The following is a 22,419-nucleotide window of genomic DNA, read 5'->3' on the forward strand; positions in this document are numbered from 1 at the left end:
ATACCGCTCCTTTACCATTTAAATTTCATGTGTCTGAACCAAGTGAACCCACGAGGAATCAGCAACCGTTTTACTGCCGGAGTAATCACCGGTCTCACCTCCTTCACGCTACTTTTCACTTGCAACTTCTTCATCGTCTGGTTGTGGATCGTGCCATATAACGCGAGGCTGAGTGTACTTACCAAATCGAGGATGGCTGATATGCTCGACGATCCAACCGCGACCACCCGGCGTAAACTCACTACGGCCCTGAACGTTGCAGTCATAGACAATCTTCTCAACATCGAAGCTGCGCCTAAGCGCCTTTAACACAAATTCACGATGCTCCTGCGATATTGTGTAAAGCGGGTACGCTTCGTATGTCGCAAATCGACGCTCAAGCACTGCGCCGGATTCGTCTATAATTGTTATGTGCGCCCGCGTACTTACGTCTTGAACAAAAACTTGCTGATAGACCGTTAATATCACCCCAACCACCCCTCCCGAAGTAGGTCAGCCCGCTCAACGTCGAGCCATACCATTCCTGCATATCTTTTATGCACTTCTCTTACTCCGAACGCGACCGACTCATTGACCGCGGCCGCTTCCGACATATAGGAACAATCGCGAACAAACTCGCCCAATATCTCGCCCGTATCCGGATCAACAACGGTAAAGAATGCGGCGCAGGCCCCTCCGTACCCCCTACTCAACTTGTGCCGTAGAATTACGTCCACTCTTGCGCTCCCCTCCTTCCGGACATAAAAATAGCGCAGCAGCCGCTCGGCCCTGCGCTTTATGATCAATTTTTAGTTGGTTTAAAAAGAAAAGCAACCGAGTTGCCGAAGCTGCCCGATTGCCCCAAATCTAAGGAGGCCGCGACGCTGTTGAGGACGCCGCAGCGAGAGAAGTCGTAGACCTCTCTCATAACCTATATAAAATTATTCCACGAAAATAGCCGCCGTATCTTCTTTACCTCTTGCCATTCCCGATTATCCACATGATAGTTGCCCTCCTCGTCGATATAATAACAAGTATCCTTTAAATTGTAGTATTCAGTCTCGCCATGTTCTCGATATCTGCGGCGCATTTCCATCGCAGTCATCTCCGCGACGGTGAGTTTCCTCCTCTTCGGTTCCCTGTAGTCCTTCCCATCCGTCGCGAGTGTTTTAGGAACCGCATCCCAAGAAACCTCTTTGTACGTCGTCTTAGCCTGTGCATATCCGATTCGCAGCTTTTCGTAAGCCTTAACCGGCAGGAATGTGCCGGTCCTCTTAAACCTCCTTTCTGCGGCTTTTTGCTCGTGTCTGCACTTCTCTGAACAATACTTTGAGGGCCGTTTACCAGTCAGTAGCACCTCATTATGGCAATTCCATGCTGCGCAATATGTAGGTTCCCTTTCATCTTCATAAACTACCGGAGGAAACCCGACGTAATCCCGCTCAAGTTCGATCCAATCCGCCCGCGTTCTCCCCGATGCCACCTCTCTTTCTAACATCCGGCTATTATTTTCAATGACGTAATCTAGCCGTTGCCCCATCGTATCCAGCGCTTCCCAAAACGGAGAATAACGGACTCGCGCCGCCTTACTACCGTCGCGCATAACCAGGCTGCTCTCGCTTACAACGAGCTCGCGGCGCTCAATACTGGCGAGATAATTTTCGATGTCCTCTTCGTACTCCTGCATCAACGGAACGGCATCAAGAACGTCAGCCCGAACGGTCTCCTTTGCCTTGGCGGTGAGTTTCGATAATGGCGGCGTGACGATGAGCTCAAGTATAGGTCCTTGTCTGTGTTCAACTAACTTTTTGGCTGCTTCCAATAAATCCCCCTCCTATAATGGAAACTTAATAATTTGATGTCCGCGTATCTGTTGTTCTTCCTAGTAGAAGTTTTCACGCAAAAATCTATATGTGACTATCTCAATGCGCGTATGATACTTCGCTAGGAATGAGCGTAAGCGAATGACGACGCGTGAGGGATAGTGGTCTTCTATCCCGAAACAGGTTATGATGTCGTAATGTTTATTCTTATTTATTCGTTCTTGTTACTTCGTTCTTATTACATTCCTATAAACGGAGTACGACGATTCCCATGAACGGGATTTAAGCCACTCCGTCTACAGGAATTGCTTCTCCTACAGCCTCCTCTGAGCGCGGATAGTAAAGCGGAAGATAAATCTTTTTAACATTTCCACGCCAGGGAATTAATTTCGTGATCAAAAGGCCCTCTACCTCTAGCATCAGGCACAACGGTTTAATTCGGTCACCGTGTATCCCTGTATCTTCACGTATTTGCTCTACCGTTGGGAACGCCCACATATAGTAATCGTTCGCCTCGGTTCCGTTCACATACGCGTGAAGGTAAAGCAAAAGCAGAATTGCGTCTCTCGCGTCGTTCTTCCGGTATTTCTCCCCCATTTCAACTAAATGAACGCGAAAGAGCGAATGGAGTGAAGGCGAGTACCCGCCATGTCCCCGCTCTAGGACGGTCTCTTTTTGTTTAGTTGCTATCTTAGCTAACGTCCGAAGGTCGCTCATCCTCCGTCCCTCCTCCTATACCGTATTTTTCGTGAAATTCCGCGTGCGTCAGCGGCTCAAGCGGTTCGTATATGAGCTTGTTCGGAATGCGATCGGACTTTGTGACGTTGAGCAAACCGTAACGGCAAAGCGTAGCCGTGTGCTGGCGTATTTTGTACGGAGATAGCCCCGTTTGCGCCTCTATTTCGCGTTGATTTAGCCACGTTTTACCGTATAATCGGTGGTCCGGCTTGTTTTGGCACCAGGAACGTAAATAACCGTAAAAGCCCGCCGTTTCCACGTTAAAACCTTCGAGTTGCGGATACAGCCGGAACAGTATGGCCGGGACTTTAACGAACCAGTCGTCCCGTTCATGAGACCGCAATTTCCCCGTGTCGATCGTCATAAGCGTTCTCCTTCCGTAAAATAATTGAGCGGCAGCCCACAACGGAGCCGCTGCCTTTCGGATCGCAACCCACGTTGAAAATTCTCCGCCTTGTACTTACTACAACGACGCTCAACGGCTCGTGACACACTTTTGAGGAAATTTATTTTCTCCGGTATAGATAACACGCTGGCCGATAAGCGTTCGCACACCCGATACTGTATTGTCTACTGCGAACTTTGACTCCGGCACAGATTCTCGTGAAATCTTTTCCTCGTAATATATAAGGACGCGAAATCACCAGAGCTGGACCGGCCGCACACGTAAGTTGTGTCTAAACCGTGAACAAATAACTTTTTTCGCAACAAAACGGAACCTATGTTCTTATCCTTCGTATTACTCGATATAACAAGCAGACGACCGGTGCCTGAACCGGATTTACCGGCCGATCGTCCGAGGATGAAAAATTTATGTGAACTACGCCTGCCTGACGGATATTGCCGTATCCGGACGTAGGAATTGTCGAAGCTGGCCGGTAGTCGGGACGTTGGCGCGTCCTTTCGCTACCGACCGAAGTTTACCGAGCATTTGGCGCTACTCAGCATTAAAGCAGCGACCTGTTAGCGCAGGTCAGATGTCCGCATAGCGATCCCTCCGATTGGCGTCGGAAAGTACGGACATGAAACGTTTAGCCGCCGATGTCGCAGCAAAGACAGCCGGATAATACACGCGCGTCTCCTCCCCATATTAGCGTTAGGTTCATCGGAGGTATTTTACGTCAATATCTCGCGCGCAATTAAAACGACCGCGTATATAAACTTAAGAACTGCGACGATACGCTTGCGATTTTTACGTGATAATACGATGTTACGCGTAGTTGATAAACTGCTTACTGCGTTCAATCTGGACGCCTCCCTTCCCGACGATGAATCCGAGTTCCTTCATAACGTCCATTGACAACGTTAAACTACCGAGCGGAGATCGCCGACTGACCCCTGTCGTATTCCAGAATGCCCGCGGCTGTATGACGAGCTCCTGACGTGTGCCGACGTACCGAACTATGTAGTTCCCCGTGATCGGATCGAGTACGTAGCGAACTTGAGCCGGAGTAACTAGCAGGCGTACAACACGGAAGACTTCGCGCTTCATTTCTGCGTCTAATTCAAAGCCGAGTTCAACGAGTTGTGCCGGAGTAGCTCGGACAATGTCACCGTAGAGATACGGATTAGCTTGCGGTATAATAGAAAAGAATAATTCCGATGTAACGCGGAGTTCTTGACGAGCGCGGCCGCTTCCGACCGTGATGATGACGTTACTTTCGCGACGATTACGGATGAAACCTAACGTTATTGACATATGATTGCGCCTCCTAGCGGGATATATAGGATGAGTTGCGTTGATGCTTCGTTACAGTACGATGTTGCTCGGGATAAAGATGAAACTTTCTTATACTATTATTCGTATATTCGCTTATCTGTTTTCGAGTATATACGGCTTTTAGTATAGAGTCAACACTTAATTTACGAATATTCGTATATCCGATAATGAAATTTGAGGAAGAGGTAAATATGAGAACTATCCGCTTGAGATTAAATGAGGTCATGGCCCAACGGGGGTTAACACAAACACAGCTCGCAGAATTATCCGGCGTCCGCCAAGCTGCTATTTCCGAAATGTCACGTAACATTCGCGAACAAATAAATATTAAAACACTTGTGAAAATTGCGGATGCCCTTGAAATCAACGATATTTCTGAATTACTATCTCTTGAATACATACCTCAAGGAGCCGAAGAAAGTACCGAACCAAAAAAAGAAGACCGTTAATCTAGCGGTCTTTTTGCGTTAAATAAGCGCCTATCCTCCGTTCCCTTACGTACCCCTTAACGCAGGCTTTAGCGTCCTGATACACGGTGATTATACGGTTAAACATTGCGACAGAACATTCATTAAGTGTGGTATACTCTTGTTAGAAGAATAGGAGGTGCCGTCTTGAAACAAGTACCTGAGCAATTACAAAAGCCAGAGGACATTGCTTTCTGTCATGCCGCTAATATCATTATTTATGTTTTTTCACTTGAAGATTTACAAAATCCCATTGATTCGGGTTTCATAGAACAACCAAACGCAGATGCTAACTTTATTGTCGTTAATGGGACAGTTTACGAGATGAAGGATCACGTTTTTCTAACTACTCCATAAGAAGCCTTTATAACAACGAAAAAGCCCGCTATCCTCTGCGTTGAGGACACGGGCTTTTAACGTGAAATTAGGCGTTTATGACGCTACCCTTACGTGGGTATTCAGAGCGGAGTTACGGCGCTTATTTGCGGTCGGAACGTGTGTCGAAGTATACGTAATCTGCCCCACCTAAGTCGAGCGAGTCCGTACCTACAGCAACGAAGAAACCGGATACGTCTTTTGGAATTTCGAATACTACTTTACCCTTTTGCGTAATACCTGGATTAACAGTTAATTTTGAGATATCGCTTTTTCCTATATCCGCCTGATAGTTTTTGTCCATCTCATCTATAAGCGCAAACATGTTTGAAGACACCCTTTGAGCCTTATCTCCTGTGTTCTTTACTGAAGCATTAAGTTCTAAAAAATGGTTACTTCCCTCTGTTTTATATGTAATGTGGTCGATTGATATAGCAAAATTCTGCAACTCAGCCGTTTCTCCTAATTTATACACGTTATTCTCCTGTTGTTCAACCTGTGCAACACCCGAGCTACTTACGCCCGAATCGTTCATCTTCGTAATGACTACCAGTAGCGCTATAAATGCTATGAACGCTCCGAGAACCAATAGTAGCTTTATCTTCGGAACCTCTCTAGTCGGCGAATCCACATCTTCCCCTCCATCATCTCGCGTTTACCTAAATAATACCATTGGACTAGGCCCATGTCACTACGGATATTCGAAAAAGCGGACCCATCTCTGCATAAATGAGTCCGTTGTTATCTCCATTACTTCGGCATCCATACGTCAATCCACACGACGAACTGGTTCGCCTCTGTTACGACGCTTACCAAGCGTGAAGCTTGCGGAATATCGTCACCATCCGCTTCCATTCCGTAGAGATGCAGCGCAAGGCAATCCTTCGCCATATACAGCGCTTCTTCGTCTGTGTCGCCGCATGTGTAGGCGCCTGGCAAGTCCGGGAAGCTGACGGAGATCCCGTCGTCCGCGTAATCGAAAATGGCCGGGTATACGTATCGGTTTTTCATAAGTGACGCCTCCTACTAATCGTTAAGAATCGAGTTTACCGGTGAATATTTCGTATGCTGTACGGAGATATCCGGCTGATACATCTCTGCGTAGAGTTTCACCATCTCCAACGTCTTGTGGCCCATGATCGACATAAGCGAAACAATATCACCACCGTTCATTAAGTAATTGCGTGCAAACGTATACCGCAGCGAGTGGCATGATACGCGAACTCCCTTGATATTCGCCAGTTTTCCGTAATCGCTTATCTGCTCCTGTACATAGCGTCGTCTAAGCGGCTGACCCTCCGCATTCACGAAGAAAATATCGTGTTCCTGCTCCCCACGCATCTCCTTATATTCACGTAATCTTAGCGCTAAAGTTTCGCTGAATGGCACAACGCGTTCCGTGCGGCCCTTCCCGTAAATTTGAATCACCTGCTCCTGCCAGTAAACGTCATGGACACGAAAGGTCAGCGCCTCCTCCAGGCGTATCCCCGTATCCAAAAGAACGAGTAGGAAGACGTAGGCGCGGAAGCCGGCTATCGTACCTCTATCAGGCGCGTCCAATAACGCAACAACCTGTTCGCGACTTAGCGTGCGGTTAATGCGCTTTTCTTCAACGAGCTTGTCGACTGGTTCCATAGGATTTTCGTTTAAGCAGCCCGAACTATGCAAGTGATTAAAGAACGCGCGCAAACCTCTTATATATTTGTTGACTGTAGACGCTTTATTACCTATGTCTAATCTACGTTGTATAAATTCGTATACGTCCTCCGTAATTACGTCTATAGGGCGCGATACGTCGTTATCGGCCAGAAACTCTTTGAACTTACTCAAGGTTTGAAAGTAGAAATCATGTGTATTTTCGGTCAGATTTTTGAGCTTCCTTGACTGAAGGAAACCAGTTATAGCTTCGTCCATCTCCAATAGCTCCTTGTTCTGCTTTTGTTCAATGATTTTCTTTCTTTTCTCTTTGTAGTCCATGTTCAAACTCCTCTCCTATTATTAAGAGAAAGTTTAAACCATTAACTCAGCGGATACAAAAGCGAACCCCCCTACGCAAAAAACGTGCAAATGGGTCCGCATATACTCGTCTTACTTCGTTGTCTCTTCCGTCTTGAACGTTGAATACACGCCAGTCCCGATCAACGAATACGAAACGATGTCTACTCCGCACTTTCTAATTATCTAATCGATTAGACAATTGGGATGAGATTGTGTAAACTAAAAATGTAACGCATTACAAAAAGAAAAAGGCCGCAAGACACAGCGCGACCTACAGTTTCAACTAAAGAGCACTACGAATAATAGCCGACGATCCGCTCAAAGATACCGGCTATTATTTGCGTATTATTAAAATGACAAGAGATACAAATGATAGTATAAGCGTCAGTGTTTCATATACGGTCATAAGCGGTCACCTCCATGGTAGGCCGCTTTTTGCTGTGCCTTGCTTGCCTAAGTATACAACACCTCCCCTCTTACTGCCTACCATTTTATACAACTCAAACAAAAACGCCCACCTCCGAAGAGATGAGCGTCGTTATCAAACTCGCTTCTTAATAAACCGTGATGTTGGCGAATACTCGTCATGACTTCGCCGTATGTCCCCCGTATCCATCTGAATGTAGCGGCGCATCGTACGTATATCGGACCATCCGCCCATCTTCTGTACGGTGAATGGATCGGCCCCGTTAAGTATCATCGCACGAGCCCAAGTATGGCGATAAACGTGCGCTGTCATCTTCTTACCGGATATGCCCGCTTTTTCTCCATAATGTTTCAGTCGTTTATTGAAGTGGTTCGCGCTTACCGGATCGCCGTAACAAGACATGAATATGCGATCCGTTGTGAAATACTGGCGGTTTTCCTCTATTAACTGTAACAACAATTTTGCCACATGCGCGGATATAGGGACCATCCGAGGCTTGCGGTTCTTGTTCACTTCACCGCTCAACGTAATAAATCGTGTTTGAAAGTCTATGTCAGATATACGGAGACTAAGCATTTCCGATACGCGACAACCCGAGTCAAGTAATAGCGTGATCGCCACGTAATCCCGATACCCAACGAAATCCCGCTGTTTGGGTTGCGCTAATATTGTCTTTACCTCGTCGTCAGTCAGACAATTCGTGAGGTCAACGTCCTGACGCAATAACCGCACTTTACCGACCGGATTGACCTCGATAAGCTCATCTCGTTCCAACTGATTAAATATCGCTTTCAACGTACGCAGACGGATATTAACGGTCGTATCTGATAGTCCAACGGGTTGGTTCTCCGTAGGTATATTTTTGTGGCCGGAATAACGAACCTTATCGAATTTCATATACGCGACATGGTCCCGAATTATTTCCGTCGTGATATCCTCGACATATTGAATTTCCGGATGTTTCTCGCGTAACCAAGCGATAAAATATCCGTAATGCTTCGCGTAGTCCTTGAGCGAGCGTTCACGTAAGCCCTCTGACTTCTTCGTACTTATAACGAAGTCGATCGCCTGCTCTAATGATAGTTGCGGATACTCGCGCGCTAACCTTCCACCAGCCGGCACCCGTCTTTCACGTTTCTTTAACGCCATAATAAAGAAGACCTCCACATAAGTATAGTACGTAACTATACCGCTGTAGAGGTCGTAATCCACAACCCTAAATCGTATGTTTTGGGGTTGTTAACGTTCATCATACGGGATTGTTAACGCTCAAATTCCCGACGTAATCCGCAATCCCGAACATCTATTCTGCTAGGCCAACGCATCGGCCTCCGAACAGATCATCGGAAGACAAAACGTTGATATAGCGCGGTTTAACAAGGCTCTTCGCTTGGTTTCCCTGCATCTGTAGCTGTACGGAAGCTTGAACCGCAGCCGCATGTAGCTACAGCATTCGGATTATGAATCGTGAAACCGCCGGACATACCAGACTCTTCAAAGTCGATTTCCAGACCGTCCAGATAGCGGATACTATCCTTTTCCACGACTACTTTCATATCCTGTACATTCATATATATATCCTGATCCGTCTCGTTGTCGTCAAAGCCCATGGCGTACGAAAATCCGGTACATCCACCTGGCGTAACACCCAGACGTAAAAACATATTCGGCGTTTCCTGCTGCTCCAGCATTTCTTTCAGGCGTTCAGCAGCGGAATCGGTGATGTTAATCATAGCTCCATCCTCCTCTTTTACTTCATGCTCCCCTTCAGTATACTCTCTTATTTGCAGGTGCTCAAGTCATGGAATGTCCTTCCGTTACAGGCTTAAACACCTCTTTTTCTACTCGTTTGTATTGAACACCAGTGGTGTGAGGTTTATAATAGGTGAAGAGTGTGTTAAAGAAACTGTCGGAAATTTGTCATTTCAAAGGCGAAATTATGAGACATCCATCATTGTAGCCTGGCATTGTAACATTTTTCACATATCGTATATCCGCGCTGCCGTATTTTACCGACGGAACGGGACATCCTGTGCGCATCAAGCGCTTGTGCCGCTAATTCGGCGGACAGCCTCGCACAGAGCAACTTGAAGGAGGAATAGGCATGTCCACATTAGTTACACCTTTTACAGACCGCAGAATGGCGGAAATTGTAGAAAAGGTACAAAACGGGATTCGTTTGAACCTCGAAGATGGTATATATTTGTATGAAACTGACGATATTCTCACACTGGGCCAGTTGGCTAACGAAGCTAATTTACGCAAGAATGGTAAAAAGGTTTATTTTATCGAAAACATGAGCCTGTACTTCACCAATGTATGCGAAGCGCGCTGCGCGTTCTGCAATTTCCGCAAGGATCAGGGGGAGGAAGGCTCTTATACGTTGTCTGGGCAGGAAATGATTGATTATGTAGAGCAACATATCCATCCAGGCGTAAGAGAATTCCATATCGTCGGCGGTCATAATAATCATGTGCCTTTCCAGTACTATGTAGATTCATTGAAGGCACTGAATGAAAAGTATCCCAACGTTACACTGAAAGCATACACTGCAGCGGAAATTGACTTTTTTACACGCATAAGCGGTTTGAGTGTTAAAGAAGTTCTTCAAGAGCTGCAAAAGGCAGGACTTCAATCTCTGACTGGTGGTGGCGCGGAAATCTTATCTGATGAATATCGGAAGAAGATGCGTGTTACCAAAGCCAATGTGGACCGCTATCTTGAAGTACATCGTACGGCCCACAATCTCGGTATGAAAACTCATACGACGATGCTGTACGGTTCAGTCGAAACTTATCAGGATCGTATTGAGCACATGCTGCAAATTCGTGAATTGCAGGATGAAACAAATGGATTTATGGTATTTATCCCACTGTCCATGCAGCCGAAAAGCAAAAACGCCAACATCATGCGCCGCAACTCTGCTTACGAGGATCTCAAAACCATTGCGATCAGCCGTTTGATGCTGGACAATATCGACCATGTTAAAGCTTACTTCATTAATATTGGTCCGCAATTGACGCAGGTCGCTCTTACCTTTGGCGCATCTGATGTCCATGGCACGATTGTGCGCGAGCAGATCAGCCATGCCGCAGGTGCGTTGACTCCTGCCGGATTGACCCGCAAAGAGCTAATCTGGCTGGTCAAAGGTGCTGGACGCATACCTGTAGAACGTGACACCTTCTATAACGAAATCGAAGTTTTCGAATAAGTGTAACATCGGATTCAGATTTCCCGCGTGCATTTTATCCCCATTACTCACACCAAGCAGCCTCAAGCTGCCCCGGAACACGTCGGTCTGTCTGCTAAAGGCAGGCCCCTTTCCGGGCTTTACAACAACAAAACTTGTGCTAGATCGACAAGACACCAGACCATTTGCCGGGGACACGGTAACGAAAGGACGGCGGATTTTGATGAAAAATTTCGTTATTCTAGGGGGCGGCTATGGCGGCCTTACCATTGCCAAAGAATTGCTGGATAAACACATTCCCGACGATATTCAAGTTATTTTAGTGGATCGGATGCCCTTTCAGGGGCTGAAAACAGAATACTATGCCCTTGCGGCAGGTACCGTATCTGATTTTGATTTGAGGGTACATTTTCCGGATGAACAACGCCTTATTCGCAAATACGGAGAAGTCACTTCGATGGATCTTGAGAATAAAATGGTTCATTTTCAAGATGGTGATCCTTTGCCCTATGACCAACTTGTCATCGCGCTAGGTTGTACCGACCGTTTTCATAATACACCGGGAGCTGAAGAATACAGCTGTACGATCCAATCCTTTAATCATACCCGCCAAACGTATCTGCGCTTGAATGAAATCAAGCCTTATGGACATGTCCATATTGTAGGTGGCGGTCTAAGTGGGGTCGAGATTGCTGCGGAGTTACGTGAAAGCCGCGCGGATTTGAATATTACGATTATGGATCGGGGCGAGCGGGTGCTATCAGCATTTCCGCAACGTTTGTCTGCTTATGTACATGCCTGGTTCAAGGAGCATCATGTGAACGCACTAAATCATGTTGCGGTTTCCCGCATTGAGCCAGGGGCTATTTACAACCGTGACGAGCAAATTATGACCGATGCGGTTGTATGGACAGCCGGGATTCAGCCCGTTAAAATTGTGCAGGATTTAGCAGTTCCTAAAGACCCTCAGGGTCGCATCGTGCTAAATGAATATTATCAAATACCGGATCATCCTGAAGTGTACGTCGTCGGAGACTGTGCGAGCCTTCCTTACTCTCCAAGCGCTCAGGCGGCAGAGGTGCAAGGTGAGCAGATTGCCCACATTGTACGCGACCTGTGGAAAGGACAAACGCCTCACCCGCATCCTTTAAAGCTACGTGGTACATTAGGTGCACTTGGCAAGAAGGCCGGGTTTGGTTATGGCTTTATGGGCAGTACCTCTTTGCGTGGACGAGTGCCGCGTCTGCTTAAGAGCGGTGTGCTCTGGAAGTCCAAACGCCATTTTGGCTAATTGGATACTCAACAAACAAAGAAGACCTGCTTCCAGAGCAGGTCTTCTTTGTTGTTACATCTATGAATAATACATATTTCCTACAAGAGGAAGCTGCTTGCCGATGACTTCTATTTTTAATCCAAATCCAGGTTGTCCCATGCTTCGGCTTCTTTAATTTTGTTTAGAATCACTTCGTACAGAAGCTCTGCTGAATCTGCGGATACAATTTCACCATTAACCATCGCATAAGGCTCAGCGTTACACTGACCGCAATTGCTTAGGCAGCCGTATTCAATCACATCATAATCCGGGTTCTGTTCTAGTTTGGACATAATCTCATCGGTACCAAAATGCATATTACTGGTGCAAAATTCAATAATAGGTCTTAACATTTTTTTCACCTGCTTTGGATGACGGGCATTTTAATTTGGCCCGCTTTGTAATATAATAAATAAGGTATAGGAAAGGAGTTGAATTCTAATGAGCGAAGCACAAAGCGTTCAAATGTATGATGAAGTAGCAGACGTACTGGATAAGCTCCGTCCGTTCCTGCAACGCGATGGCGGTGACGTTGAGCTGGTTGACGTTGAAGATGGTATCGTTAAGCTGAAGCTGGTAGGCGCTTGCGGCAGTTGCCCAAGTTCTACAATTACGCTGAAGGCAGGGATTGAACGCGCTCTTCTCGAAGAAGTCGAAGGCGTCCAAGAAGTGGTACAAGTATTCTAATGCTTGATGCATAATGATCAGAGAGTCTTGACTTCGGTAACGAAGCTCAAGACTCTTTTTTGTGTTACAACGTCTAAAGGATCTCTCGATCTTATATGGTTGGCCGAATGGGGTCCAATCCTCCGGACACATCCATAATATTACCCGTTATAAAATCCGAATGCTCCTCACACAAATAGGCGATCACTCGCGCAATGTCCTCTCCGCTTCCTGGACGCCCACGCGGTGTCTCTGTATCCTGCATGCCGATGACATCGGCAATCGACTTTTCCTTGTTCGCTCCTCGGATATCCCCGGGACAGATCATATTGACCGTGATGCCATGGGGAGCTTCCTCTACAGCCAGTGACTTCGTAAAAGACACCAGCCCCACCTTAGCAGCTGCGTAGACGGCGCGATGCGGCCAAGCCCTTGCTTCTCCAGCATGACCAAAGCCAAAATGAATAATACGTCCCCATTGCTGGCTACGCATGTGCGGCAATACCAAATGATCCAGCAACATGGTACCGACCAGATTCCCCTGTATCATGGCATGAATCTCAGCCACACTGTAATCCGCAAACAGACGGCGTTCCCGGATGAACGGTCCGGCATTATTCACCATAATATCGACTCCGCCCAGCCGATCCTGCACTTCACCGATCAGCCTGGTGATATCTTCCTGAACCGAGATATCTGCTTGTAAAGACAGGCAGCGTACTCCCTTAGACTCAATTACCCGCTTAAGCGCTTCGGCTTCAGCCTGGCTATGGACATAATTCAGGGCAATGTCACAACCTTCATCAGCCAGACGCAGAGCGGTCATTTTACCTAAACCTTTGGCACTACCCGTTATGAGTGCGACTTTGTCTCTCAACAGTTTTCCTCCTCTTCACAGAGAACGGTCACCCCCAAGTATAAAATATTTAAGCAATCCCTACAACTCCAACCAAAAAGAAACCCCAGTCCTCTTGTTCAAGAGAAGCTGGGGTTTACGTTCAGCGCATTCTTAGTTTCTGCTTAAAATGCAGGGATAATTGCGCCTTGATATTTGTCTTCAATGAATTTTTTAGTTTCTGGAGATTGCAAAGCTTTAAGCAGTTTTTGGATCGCTTCGGAATCTTTATTATCAGGACGTGCTACCAGTACGTTAGCATATGGTGAATCTTTGTCTTCCAGTGCCAATGCATCCTTGGTCGGATTCAGCTTGGCTTCCAAAGCGTAGTTCGTGTTGATCAACGCAATATCCACTTCCGGCAACTGACGTGGCAGCATAGCTGCTTCCAGTTCCTTGAACTTCAGGTTTTTCTTATTTTCAGTAATATCTTTTACAGTAGCTTCAATGTTGCTAGCATCTTTCAGCTTGATCAGACCTTGTTTCTCCAACAGCAGCAATGCACGACCTCCATTGGTTGCATCGTTCGGAATGGCTACTGTTGCACCGTCTGGAAGTTCATCAAGCTTTTTATATTTTTGAGAGTAGATACCGAATGGTTCCAGATGAACCGCGCCAACAGAAACCAGATCCATTTTACGCTCTTTATTCATCACATTCAGGTAAGGTACATGTTGATAAAAGTTAGCATCCAGTTGCTTGTCAAACAATTGCACGTTCGGCTGTACATAGTCGTTAAACTGAACGACTTGAAGACGAACCCCTTCTTTTTCCAACTGAGGCTTGATTGCTTCCAAAATTTCCGCATGAGGCACAGGAGAAGCTCCAACTTTCAGTTCGACTTCACGGGGTGACCCGCCTGTATTTTCGGCCGCATTGTTTGTATCCGATGTTGTGCTCTTTGTACCGCAAGCAGCCAGTACCGCAATTAATGTCAAGCTCAATACAGCCAATACCCATTTCTTCATGTTGTTACCCCTCCAATAATTTGTAATATTCAGGATCAGACGTCCTGATCAATAAGGATATCTATATGTTTTCCCTATTTTCGAGTATAATGCCGCACGAGGCGATCTCCTGCCATTTGCAGCAGTTGTACCAATACGACCATTAGCACGACCGCAACAATCATTACAGCCGTTTCGTAACGATAATAGCCGTAGTTGATAGCCAGCGTACCCAGTCCACCGCCTCCGATCATACCGGACATTGCCGTGTAGGATACGAGTGTAACGACGGTAATGGTTAATGCGGCGAGCAGGCCCGGCAGTGCCTCACGTAACAGCACACGCCGGATAATTTGTCCTGTCGAAGCCCCCATCGCTTGTGCAGCTTCAATGACACCCTTGTCCACTTCACGTAGTGACGTTTCGACAAGACGTGCGAAGAAAGGAGCAGCCCCGATAACCAATGGCGGAATGGTTCCCAGCACCCCGGTCGAGGTACCTACCAACGATCGTGTAAAAGGAATAAGTGCGACGATCAAGATGATAAATGGTACGGAACGCAAAATGTTAACGACGAAAGATAATACAACGTATATCACCTTCATCAGAGTCAACGAGGAACGGCTTGCCAGAAACAACAATATACCGAGCGGCAAACCAATAACGAGGGTGAACAATGCAGATGCCCCGAGCATCTGAAGGGTTTCCAGAGTAGAATTCCCTAGCTCTTCCCAACTCACTTGCGAAAAATCAAGTTCGCTCATTGTCCGATCACCTCCACATCGAGTCCTTGCCCTGACACTTCGCGCAGCGTATGTTCTATATCTGAATGGTTTCCTTCAAAACGAACGATCAGCTGTCCATACGGTACGTTTTTAATCGTAGAGATGGTGCCCTGTAAGATTGCAAAATCAACACCTGTACTTCGAGCCGTACGCGATAGAATTGCATCATAAGTTTTACTGCCCAAGAAGGAGATACGTACCACCTGTGCCGATTCGCCGCTACCTGCTGCTGCAATCGCTGCTTGTAATTCCTCAGGATGTTCTGCCTCCCGCTGGATAAAATCCTTAGTCACCTGATGCTGTGGCTTCAAAAACACTTCCGCCACCGGACCTTGCTCCACGATATCGCCCTCATGAATGACGCCAACTCGATCACATATACTTTGAATGACATGCATCTCATGAGTAATCAATACGATAGTCAAATTAAAGCGCTGGTTAATATCCAACAGCAATTTCAGGATAGACCCTGTCGTCTGCGGATCAAGCGCAGACGTCGCTTCGTCACACAGCAGCACATGCGGATCACTAGCCAGTGCCCGTGCAATCCCTACCCGCTGCTTCTGTCCACCTGAGAGCTGTGACGGATATTTTCCACTGTGTTCTTTCAGTCCCACCAATTCCAGCAGCTCGCGAACTTTCTTGTCTAGCTCCTGCTTTGGGGTATTTACCAGCCGCAATGGAAATGCAATGTTGTCATACACTGTCGCCGAAGACAACAAATTAAAATGTTGAAAAATCATTCCGATTTTTCGGCGTTGCTTCTGTAACTGGGCTTGACTCACAGTCACAAGGTTAACCCCATCTACCCATACTTCGCCTGAAGTAGGGCGTTCCAATAAATTAATACAGCGGATCAACGTACTTTTGCCCGCCCCGGAATGACCAATCACCCCGAATATTTCTCCACGCTTTATAGAAAGGTTCAACCCGGACAACGCATTAACGCGTCGGTTACCTTTACCATAATGCTTGGTTAATTGCTTAAGCTCTATCAACGTGCTGCGACCTCCTTCACTTCTTTCTTACCCTGTTAACCAGTTGTCATCTCTCGGGATTGTATAAAATCACTATTTATTTATACAAAAAAGAGCCCCTTTCACAGAATGAAAAGGGCCCCACCTTGCGAACCTTTTCTCATCTGCCAAAATCGCTATAACTCTAGCGGTTTTGTAGGAATTAGCACCATATGTTCCCTCCCGGTGCATTACACCGGGAAAGAACGGGTTGCCGGGCTTCATCGGGCCAGTCCCTCCACCTCTCTGGATAAGAAAAATATGTTAAACTCCAGCTTTAGCTGTCCGTTAAGTTTATATAAAAAAAATAATTCAAGCATTTTTCTGAAACTAGGTTTCAGTATAGATAGTTTACATTGCTTTGTCAAAGGATATTTTCTGTCATAATTATGGGCGCACTGCCCGGTTCTCCCATTGTTTCGCAGTATAAGAAAATGCGTTTGATAGCGACTGGCATACCATTTCCAAGCCCTGCTGCAAATCTTCCAGATGGTGATCAAGGTCCTCCAGTTGGATTTTGCCATATAAAGCACGGTGACGTTGCCAGAGATCATCCTGCATTTCCGTGTTCATATAGTGTATTTCCGTATTTCGACGCTTACGCAGGCGATTGATGGCATCGTTGTATGTGTCCTTGATATCATTTAAATTATCAGTCAATACAGGATGCATTTTGAGATACTTGAGCTGTCTCAACACGGTAAAATACGAATAATGCGCCTTATACTGCCCTGTTTTTAAATCATACAAATCATTCATCCAATTACCAAGCTTATCCAAAATAGAGAATACCCGCACAAACCCATCCTTATAAAAGAAAACATACAAAGCATAATCGGATTTTTCATCCTTGCTCATATCTTCAGCGTATCCGGCTTTCACTTTCATACGGAAAAAGGCGGCAGCATGATGGCTCTGCTCCAGTTCATCCAAAGACGACATCAGACCACGTGTTAAAATATCCGCCTTCCGAAAGTCATGGGTAGGATCACCACTGGCCTGAATTTGCCGTTCCAGCAAATGTAACATGTCTGACATGCTATTCATGGCATCCAGCAGGACGCCATGATTTTCACGTGGGGGCTCGCCCAACAGCTTGCGTATCATGCTTCACGCCTCCTTCATATCTGTAAAATCCGGCTGTTAGATGCTTGAATAGGCGTCAAGCGAAATAACTCGTCCACCGTTGATCTACAAGCTTAACTATATCCTCACGCGGTAGCACCTCATCAGGGTAGCCTGGCTTCATACGTGCATCCACTATAATCGGCAGCTTATAGTTCAGGTGATGCAAACGTACTTCGCTGTCGGCGTACATATCTGTAGCCGGGTTAAAGCGTGTGAATACCGTCCACAGGAACGAGGCTTGGGAGCGAACAACTTCTTTGGCATCGTCCACGATAAAGACAAGCGGCCACTCTTGCTCACCCGCAGCTAATCGCTCCAATACACGCGCAGCGAGTTCAGGCTCCTGCTCAAAGGACGAGCCGGATATAACGAGGCAACCTCCGCAATAGGGTTCGATTTCACGAATTCCCGGCAGATCGCCGCCTTCATAAACGCGAGGCAATTCACGCACAGGCTCGCCTACCCCCATCAGAATCGCCTTGCTGCCGTGATTCAGCTTGCGGCCCGTGTAATCGAGTGTATCGTGAGACGTATGGTTAAAAATAAACAAATCTCTGGCTGGATTAAATCGCTCCAAAATGGTTTCTAGCAACAGGTTAAAGTCGGATAAATCGATCACCCGATCCGTCAGCATCAGGAATTTGGTCAACGACAATTGACCTTGACCCAGAATGGTAAAGCCGGATACCAGCGCTTCACGGGAGTAGCTTTCACGTACGACTGCCGCTGCCAGCGCATGTACACCTGTTTCTGCATATGCCCATAACGACTTGACAGAAGGCATCACAAGCGGATAGGCGGGCGACAACAGACGTTGCAAAAATTCGCCGAGATAGTAGTCTTCCTGCCGTGGCTTACCTACAATGGTTGCCGGATAAATGGCATCTTTGCGGTGATGCATATGTTTGACATGAAACACAGGGAAATCATGTTGTAATGAGTAATAGCCAAAATGATCGCCAAACGGCCCTTCCGGGCGACGTTCATGAGGCGGCACATAGCCGCTGATCGCAAACTCGGCTTCTGCCGGAATGCGATGGCCTCCAAGCGGGTCTTCTGTCATGGGCAGCTTGCCCCCCATAATCAGAGAAGCCAGCAACAGCTCTGGCAAGTTTTCCGGGGCAGGAGCAATGGCAGACGCAATCAGAGCAGGCGGGCCACCGATGATGATCGTCGTAGGCAACGGCTCATTACGCAGCTCTGCCTCATGATAATGGAAGCCGCCGCCTTTATGGATTTGCCAATGAATCCCTGTCGTCTGATCATCATAAATCTGGATGCGATACATCCCCAAATTATGGTCCTTGGAATGGCCTGGCTTTTCGGTATACACGAGCGGAAGCGTAATGAACGGTCCTCCATCCTCGTGCCAACTGGTTACTCTAGGCAGCGGAGCCAGCGGAGCATCCGTACGGCGAACGCCCAATACAGGAGCTTCGTTATGAGATACTGTTTTTAGTCCTACTTTTAGCATGTCCTTAATCAGGCCACGTTCATTCCACAACGCTTTGGGTGTAGGTGGAAGCAGCGTCTTGGTCGCACCTACAATTGCATCCATCAGTTGCTCTGGACGAGGGCCAAAAGCCATGTCCACACGGCGATTCGTGCCGAACAAATTACTGGCTACAGGAAACGGGGTTCCTTTGACATTGGTAAACAGCAGTGCCGGGCCCTCTTCCTCAATGACTCTTCGGTGGATCTCAGCCAACTCCAAATAAGGATCGACAGGTGCTTCTATAATTTTAAGATCATTTTCTTTTCGCAGCGCTTCAATAAATTGGCGCAAATTCTGGTAGATCAACTGGATGATTCCTCCTAAGCAAATCAAGCCCTCGAGAAACTCGTGGGCCTGGTTTGTTTCTTATGATGTTATTATACGTGTTTCAACACCTCTTGGGCAAAATACGTTTTATAATGATCTACGAAACGCTTAGGTACGCTGTGCTTGGGTCGGAACAAGCTTGCGGTCCGGTGACAATTGCCATACACGATAGCTCAGATAAGCCAAAACGGAGAACAACGATGCAATCACCAGCATATGTCCCAGCACGATAAACATGTAAATTTCAGGTCTGTTGACGTACAGCAAGATAATGCCAATCACTACTTGAAGAATGATCAATACGACCGATACGACACCTAGGGTACGAATATCCCGGTGATTCGGGTGATAACGGTACGAGTAGTGACCCACAGCCAAAATAATGACGAACAGCAGTCCGGCTGAAATCTGATGAAGCAGCAGTGGAGATATGAAGCCCCCAATATTTACAACCTTCTGGATGACCGAATGACTAAGCAACGCTCCTGAATAAACAGCAATATAGGTATAGATCGTTGATAGCCATATAAAGTTACGATAGCCCCGACTGACACGCCCAGGAATCAGACGTGGAGTGTAGCGTGAATCCGCATGCTCCTGCCAGGCTCCCAGCGTCATCATAGTCGCACTGGCAAAAGCGATAAGCGCAAAGCCAAAATGCAGTCCCATGACTGCAGCCGATTGGGAGAAGATGACAGCCAACGCCCCCATCGCACCTTGTATGATAACAAACAATAACGTGAGCAACGAGAATAGCTGTAAATCCTTCCGATGCTTCATAAACAGCAAAAAGCCGACAAACGAGGCAATAGAAAGAATTCCAGCCATGGCACTGACGGAGCGATGAGAGAACTCAATAAGGGATGCGATGGTATGTGCCGGAACCAGCTTACCATTACAAAGCGGGAATTCTCGTCCACAGCCGAGACCCGAATCCGTTCGCGTCACGACACCTCCACCGAAGGTAGCCAAAAACATGACAATGCATGTTACGAGTGCCAGCCATTTTAGTATTCTGATTTTGTTATTCAATGAATTCACCCGTATCCTTCCAAATATAATATTTATTCACTTTAGATGTTGTGAAATGATCACTTAAAGTAATTATAACTGATATATCGTTCCTTGACATACGAGCTTTGTTGACAAAATGTGAACGTGTCCGTAAGAAAGCCGCCTCCTTCGGAAGGAAGCGGCTTTCTGTATATCGTGATGATTAGGTTTCCCTTCGGAGCCCTCATACATACCTTTATCATTTATTTTGCCAAGTTAGCATGGACTTCTACAGCCCGGTCCAAAAACTGCTCGATTTCCTCGCGGGATTTACGCAGCCTGTTCACCAGACGTACCAGTTCTCGCCCTTCACTGTAAGCGATAAAGCTGGGAATCCCTAGAACATTTTGCTCTTGACTGACACTTTCGGCCTGCTCTACATCAATCTCAATTAATGTAAGCTTGTCTGCATATTGTTGTTCCACATCAGGCATGAACGGATCAATAAAATGACAATCCCCGCACCAGTCCGCCTTAAACACAGCTACCGTTACACCTGAAGTGGATATTGCCTTATTAAAGTCTTCATGAGAGACGATTTTTTGCATACATAATTCCTCCTTGAACTTCTTTTATGCAGGAAATCCTGTAGTTTCTATTGTAACGCCAAGTGAAGCTTTTGCACACACCCCTATTATGCTCACATGCCGATTGGAAGCCCTCTCATTGAGGCATACTAAAGATATACTTAAGAATCCACATAAGCGACGACATTCTAACAGCATACCCAACATACTTAGTGGAATACGGGGATGCCTGCACTTGAAAGGAGGTTATTTAAACATGTCTCTCACCGAATGGCTCCATGTGGCATCTCGACAGCTTCAGGGAGGGCTCAAGCTACTGAGCTCCGTTCCGCGTGTTGCGGAGGAGGCATGGGAGGGCAAACGTGCGGCCTGGACCGAATCCCGTAAATTACGCTATCCCTTACGTGAACTGCCGTGGGATTATCATTCGGCACAAGCCGCCATGAATGAAGCTGAAGCATTAATGCTGGTGAACGGACCCGCTACGCGTCCCTCTTCTCTTAATATGCCCTTATGCGAAACAGACTGTGAGCTGCTGGAGCGGATCAAGAACGATACAGCACAGGAGAATCGCAGCAACATCACGCGCACTGCCGCTTACCTTGAATGCTATCGTGGCTACCCGGAATTACACTGGGCATTACTGGCCCATCTGGTTTCTCGTAATGGCGGCTATAATATGACTGATCTGAAAGGAGAGCTCATTGGCGACCTGTTCGGCGAACAGGAAAAGGAGTGGCTGTATCGACTACTTGAGCGCTGTAACGCCCTTATTTTTCAGGACGCTTATCCACAGTTGCAGCTTTACATGCACAGCCGTCATTTGGGACGAAGTTGCTTCCATTTGTTGCCCTATTTTCACGTTTCGCCATTCATGAAGCCCTTTTGGGAACGTTTCTGGGCTTGGCGGGATAGTTCTCTTTTGACGGTGGCGCTCATTATTAATGAACAAAACTATATTGAAGGACGTGTCGTGAAAGATCCGTATTTTCAAAAATTTGTGACACACAAGCCGGGCTTTTATTTGCATGACTGGCTTCAGCTCAATCAAGTTATATTTCCGCTTGGACTAAACGGAGGCCTTGCCGGACTTGTCATGGAGCGTTTCGGCCATCTGGACGAGCGGATCGGCTTTGGCAAAAGTCTCTACGCTATGTTATTTGGCCATCAGCAGGTACTGGATCAGGCATCCGCATTTGCTGCCAGCGTGCCGCATACCGGTTCTCGCAGCGACTATTGGCCGGGACTGTTCACTCCGAATGAACAAAAAGCGCTGCGCTCTCCAGAAGAGAGTGCAACGCTTTTAGCACATGAATGGCTCCCGCCAAGTCAACGTCTGTACAGCCCGGAACTGAACGCCGTTTGGTCAGATACAGCCTATGATCCGATTCCCCGTTATGACTGGTTTCAGGACGGTTCTACACTTGGGCATATCAGTGAACCAAGACGGCCTCTGTTATTTGCTATGCGCCATGAGCATCGCCACGGCATTCAAAAAACAGCAATGGCCCATGATGCTCATAACAGCTTTAGGTCCTTTCATTGAACAGA

The 22,419-nt window shown here is 46.9% G+C and carries 28 protein-coding genes and 1 riboswitch; of the genes, 7 read left to right on the forward strand and 21 right to left on the reverse strand.

All coding sequences use genetic code 11. From position 1 onward, the window contains the following. Positions 1 to 108 precede the first annotated feature (108 nt). The 5 genes from ACH59B_RS20270 to ACH59B_RS20290 all read right to left on the reverse strand — a co-directional run bounded on the left by ACH59B_RS20270 (position 109) and on the right by ACH59B_RS20290 (position 2,904). On the reverse strand, positions 109 to 468 hold the full coding sequence (locus ACH59B_RS20270; RefSeq protein WP_404302486.1) for a hypothetical protein: 360 nt from the start codon (positions 466 to 468) through the stop codon (positions 109 to 111). Beyond that, positions 465 to 716 carry a hypothetical protein gene (locus ACH59B_RS20275; protein WP_311079754.1) on the reverse strand — a complete coding sequence of 84 codons (252 nt, stop codon included), beginning with the start codon at positions 714 to 716 and terminating at the stop codon, positions 465 to 467. Before ACH59B_RS20275 ends, ACH59B_RS20270 begins: the two co-directional genes overlap by 4 nt. 194 nt (positions 717 to 910) lie before the next feature. Continuing rightward, positions 911 to 1,801, reverse strand: a complete 891-nt coding sequence (locus ACH59B_RS20280; RefSeq protein WP_404302489.1) for a hypothetical protein — start codon at positions 1,799 to 1,801, stop codon at positions 911 to 913. A 283-nt stretch (positions 1,802 to 2,084) separates the two neighbouring features. Further along, positions 2,085 to 2,519, reverse strand: a complete 435-nt coding sequence (locus tag ACH59B_RS20285) for a hypothetical protein (protein WP_149034889.1) — start codon at positions 2,517 to 2,519, stop codon at positions 2,085 to 2,087. After that, positions 2,494 to 2,904, reverse strand: coding sequence for a hypothetical protein (locus ACH59B_RS20290; protein ID WP_404302491.1), 411 nt, complete (start codon positions 2,902 to 2,904; stop codon positions 2,494 to 2,496). Before ACH59B_RS20290 ends, ACH59B_RS20285 begins: the two co-directional genes overlap by 26 nt. 451 nt (positions 2,905 to 3,355) lie before the next feature. On the opposite strand from ACH59B_RS20290, the gene ACH59B_RS20295 reads away from it, so the two are divergent. Next, positions 3,356 to 3,529 carry a hypothetical protein gene (locus tag ACH59B_RS20295; protein ID WP_404302493.1) on the forward strand — a complete coding sequence of 58 codons (174 nt, stop codon included), beginning with the start codon at positions 3,356 to 3,358 and terminating at the stop codon, positions 3,527 to 3,529. A gap of 221 nt (positions 3,530 to 3,750) precedes the next feature. Here ACH59B_RS20295 and ACH59B_RS20300 read toward each other — a convergent pair whose 3' ends face one another. Then, positions 3,751 to 4,239 (reverse strand): hypothetical protein, encoded by a 489-nt coding sequence (locus ACH59B_RS20300; RefSeq protein ID WP_404302495.1) that lies wholly within the window; start codon positions 4,237 to 4,239, stop codon positions 3,751 to 3,753. A 188-nt stretch (positions 4,240 to 4,427) separates the two neighbouring features. Here ACH59B_RS20300 and ACH59B_RS20305 point away from each other — a divergent pair, with 188 nt between their 5' ends. Both ACH59B_RS20305 and ACH59B_RS20310 read left to right on the forward strand, forming a co-directional pair. Next, positions 4,428 to 4,709, forward strand: coding sequence for a helix-turn-helix domain-containing protein (locus ACH59B_RS20305; protein ID WP_404302497.1), 282 nt, complete (start codon positions 4,428 to 4,430; stop codon positions 4,707 to 4,709). Positions 4,710 to 4,874: 165 nt separating this feature from the next. After that, on the forward strand, positions 4,875 to 5,084 hold the full coding sequence (locus tag ACH59B_RS20310; protein ID WP_149034894.1) for a hypothetical protein: 210 nt from the start codon (positions 4,875 to 4,877) through the stop codon (positions 5,082 to 5,084). Positions 5,085 to 5,205: 121 nt separating this feature from the next. Here the strand turns inward: ACH59B_RS20310 and ACH59B_RS20315 are convergent, their stop codons facing one another. From ACH59B_RS20315 to ACH59B_RS20340, 6 genes are all read right to left on the reverse strand, one after another. Beyond that, positions 5,206 to 5,733, reverse strand: coding sequence for a DUF4352 domain-containing protein (locus ACH59B_RS20315; protein WP_404302499.1), 528 nt, complete (start codon positions 5,731 to 5,733; stop codon positions 5,206 to 5,208). A 119-nt stretch (positions 5,734 to 5,852) separates the two neighbouring features. After that, a complete protein-coding gene (locus ACH59B_RS20320; protein ID WP_404302501.1) occupies positions 5,853 to 6,113 on the reverse strand; it encodes a type II toxin-antitoxin system HicB family antitoxin in 261 nt (86 codons plus the stop codon). 15 nt (positions 6,114 to 6,128) lie between these two features. Then, a complete protein-coding gene (locus ACH59B_RS20325) occupies positions 6,129 to 7,079 on the reverse strand; it encodes a tyrosine-type recombinase/integrase (protein WP_404302503.1) in 951 nt (316 codons plus the stop codon). Positions 7,080 to 7,434: 355 nt separating this feature from the next. Then, positions 7,435 to 7,506: a putative holin-like toxin gene (locus ACH59B_RS20330; RefSeq protein WP_404304004.1), complete on the reverse strand. Its 72-nt coding sequence runs from the start codon at positions 7,504 to 7,506 to the stop codon at positions 7,435 to 7,437. A gap of 135 nt (positions 7,507 to 7,641) precedes the next feature. Next, positions 7,642 to 8,676 carry a tyrosine-type recombinase/integrase gene (locus tag ACH59B_RS20335; protein ID WP_404302505.1) on the reverse strand — a complete coding sequence of 345 codons (1,035 nt, stop codon included), beginning with the start codon at positions 8,674 to 8,676 and terminating at the stop codon, positions 7,642 to 7,644. 224 nt (positions 8,677 to 8,900) lie between these two features. Then, positions 8,901 to 9,260 (reverse strand): iron-sulfur cluster assembly accessory protein, encoded by a 360-nt coding sequence (locus tag ACH59B_RS20340; protein WP_016820013.1) that lies wholly within the window; start codon positions 9,258 to 9,260, stop codon positions 8,901 to 8,903. Positions 9,261 to 9,631: 371 nt separating this feature from the next. Between ACH59B_RS20340 and mqnE the strand changes: the two genes are divergently transcribed. Then, the gene (mqnE, locus tag ACH59B_RS20345) at positions 9,632 to 10,738 is read left to right on the forward strand and encodes an aminofutalosine synthase MqnE (RefSeq protein WP_016820012.1); all 1,107 of its coding nucleotides are present in this window, start codon (positions 9,632 to 9,634) and stop codon (positions 10,736 to 10,738) included. A 202-nt stretch (positions 10,739 to 10,940) separates the two neighbouring features. Then, positions 10,941 to 12,008: an NAD(P)/FAD-dependent oxidoreductase gene (locus ACH59B_RS20350; RefSeq protein WP_016820011.1), complete on the forward strand. Its 1,068-nt coding sequence runs from the start codon at positions 10,941 to 10,943 to the stop codon at positions 12,006 to 12,008. Positions 12,009 to 12,124: 116 nt separating this feature from the next. Here the strand turns inward: ACH59B_RS20350 and ACH59B_RS20355 are convergent, their stop codons facing one another. Beyond that, positions 12,125 to 12,382, reverse strand: a complete 258-nt coding sequence (locus tag ACH59B_RS20355) for a YuzB family protein (RefSeq protein ID WP_016820010.1) — start codon at positions 12,380 to 12,382, stop codon at positions 12,125 to 12,127. Positions 12,383 to 12,470: 88 nt separating this feature from the next. Between ACH59B_RS20355 and ACH59B_RS20360 the strand changes: the two genes are divergently transcribed. Then, positions 12,471 to 12,716 carry a NifU family protein gene (locus ACH59B_RS20360; RefSeq protein ID WP_013372910.1) on the forward strand — a complete coding sequence of 82 codons (246 nt, stop codon included), beginning with the start codon at positions 12,471 to 12,473 and terminating at the stop codon, positions 12,714 to 12,716. 91 nt (positions 12,717 to 12,807) lie between these two features. Here ACH59B_RS20360 and ACH59B_RS20365 read toward each other — a convergent pair whose 3' ends face one another. The 8 genes from ACH59B_RS20365 to ACH59B_RS20400 all read right to left on the reverse strand — a co-directional run bounded on the left by ACH59B_RS20365 (position 12,808) and on the right by ACH59B_RS20400 (position 20,889). After that, positions 12,808 to 13,572 carry an SDR family oxidoreductase gene (locus ACH59B_RS20365; protein ID WP_016820009.1) on the reverse strand — a complete coding sequence of 255 codons (765 nt, stop codon included), beginning with the start codon at positions 13,570 to 13,572 and terminating at the stop codon, positions 12,808 to 12,810. 143 nt (positions 13,573 to 13,715) lie between these two features. Continuing rightward, the gene (locus ACH59B_RS20370) at positions 13,716 to 14,558 is read right to left on the reverse strand and encodes a MetQ/NlpA family ABC transporter substrate-binding protein (protein WP_016820008.1); all 843 of its coding nucleotides are present in this window, start codon (positions 14,556 to 14,558) and stop codon (positions 13,716 to 13,718) included. Positions 14,559 to 14,632: 74 nt separating this feature from the next. Beyond that, positions 14,633 to 15,301 carry a methionine ABC transporter permease gene (locus ACH59B_RS20375; RefSeq protein WP_016820007.1) on the reverse strand — a complete coding sequence of 223 codons (669 nt, stop codon included), beginning with the start codon at positions 15,299 to 15,301 and terminating at the stop codon, positions 14,633 to 14,635. Next, a complete protein-coding gene (locus ACH59B_RS20380) occupies positions 15,298 to 16,320 on the reverse strand; it encodes a methionine ABC transporter ATP-binding protein (RefSeq protein ID WP_016820006.1) in 1,023 nt (340 codons plus the stop codon). Before ACH59B_RS20380 ends, ACH59B_RS20375 begins: the two co-directional genes overlap by 4 nt. A gap of 136 nt (positions 16,321 to 16,456) precedes the next feature. Beyond that, positions 16,457 to 16,595: riboswitch (SAM riboswitch) on the reverse strand. Between the two features lie 130 nt (positions 16,596 to 16,725). After that, positions 16,726 to 17,445: a Cthe_2314 family HEPN domain-containing protein gene (locus tag ACH59B_RS20385; protein ID WP_016820004.1), complete on the reverse strand. Its 720-nt coding sequence runs from the start codon at positions 17,443 to 17,445 to the stop codon at positions 16,726 to 16,728. Between the two features lie 55 nt (positions 17,446 to 17,500). Next, entirely contained in the window at positions 17,501 to 19,267 is a 1,767-nt protein-coding gene (locus tag ACH59B_RS20390) for a UbiD family decarboxylase (RefSeq protein ID WP_016820003.1), read from the reverse strand. Between the two features lie 129 nt (positions 19,268 to 19,396). Continuing rightward, entirely contained in the window at positions 19,397 to 20,329 is a 933-nt protein-coding gene (locus tag ACH59B_RS20395) for a heme A synthase (RefSeq protein ID WP_016820002.1), read from the reverse strand. Between the two features lie 215 nt (positions 20,330 to 20,544). Continuing rightward, positions 20,545 to 20,889, reverse strand: a complete 345-nt coding sequence (locus tag ACH59B_RS20400; RefSeq protein WP_016820001.1) for a thioredoxin family protein — start codon at positions 20,887 to 20,889, stop codon at positions 20,545 to 20,547. Between the two features lie 235 nt (positions 20,890 to 21,124). On the opposite strand from ACH59B_RS20400, the gene ACH59B_RS20405 reads away from it, so the two are divergent. Further along, the gene (locus ACH59B_RS20405) at positions 21,125 to 22,414 is read left to right on the forward strand and encodes a DUF2515 family protein (protein ID WP_016820000.1); all 1,290 of its coding nucleotides are present in this window, start codon (positions 21,125 to 21,127) and stop codon (positions 22,412 to 22,414) included. Positions 22,415 to 22,419 lie beyond the last annotated feature (5 nt).

Origin of the sequence: Paenibacillus sp. DP01 (assembly GCF_044784315.1) — a bacterium.
GTDB classification, from domain to species: Bacteria; Bacillota; Bacilli; order Paenibacillales; family Paenibacillaceae; genus Paenibacillus; species Paenibacillus polymyxa.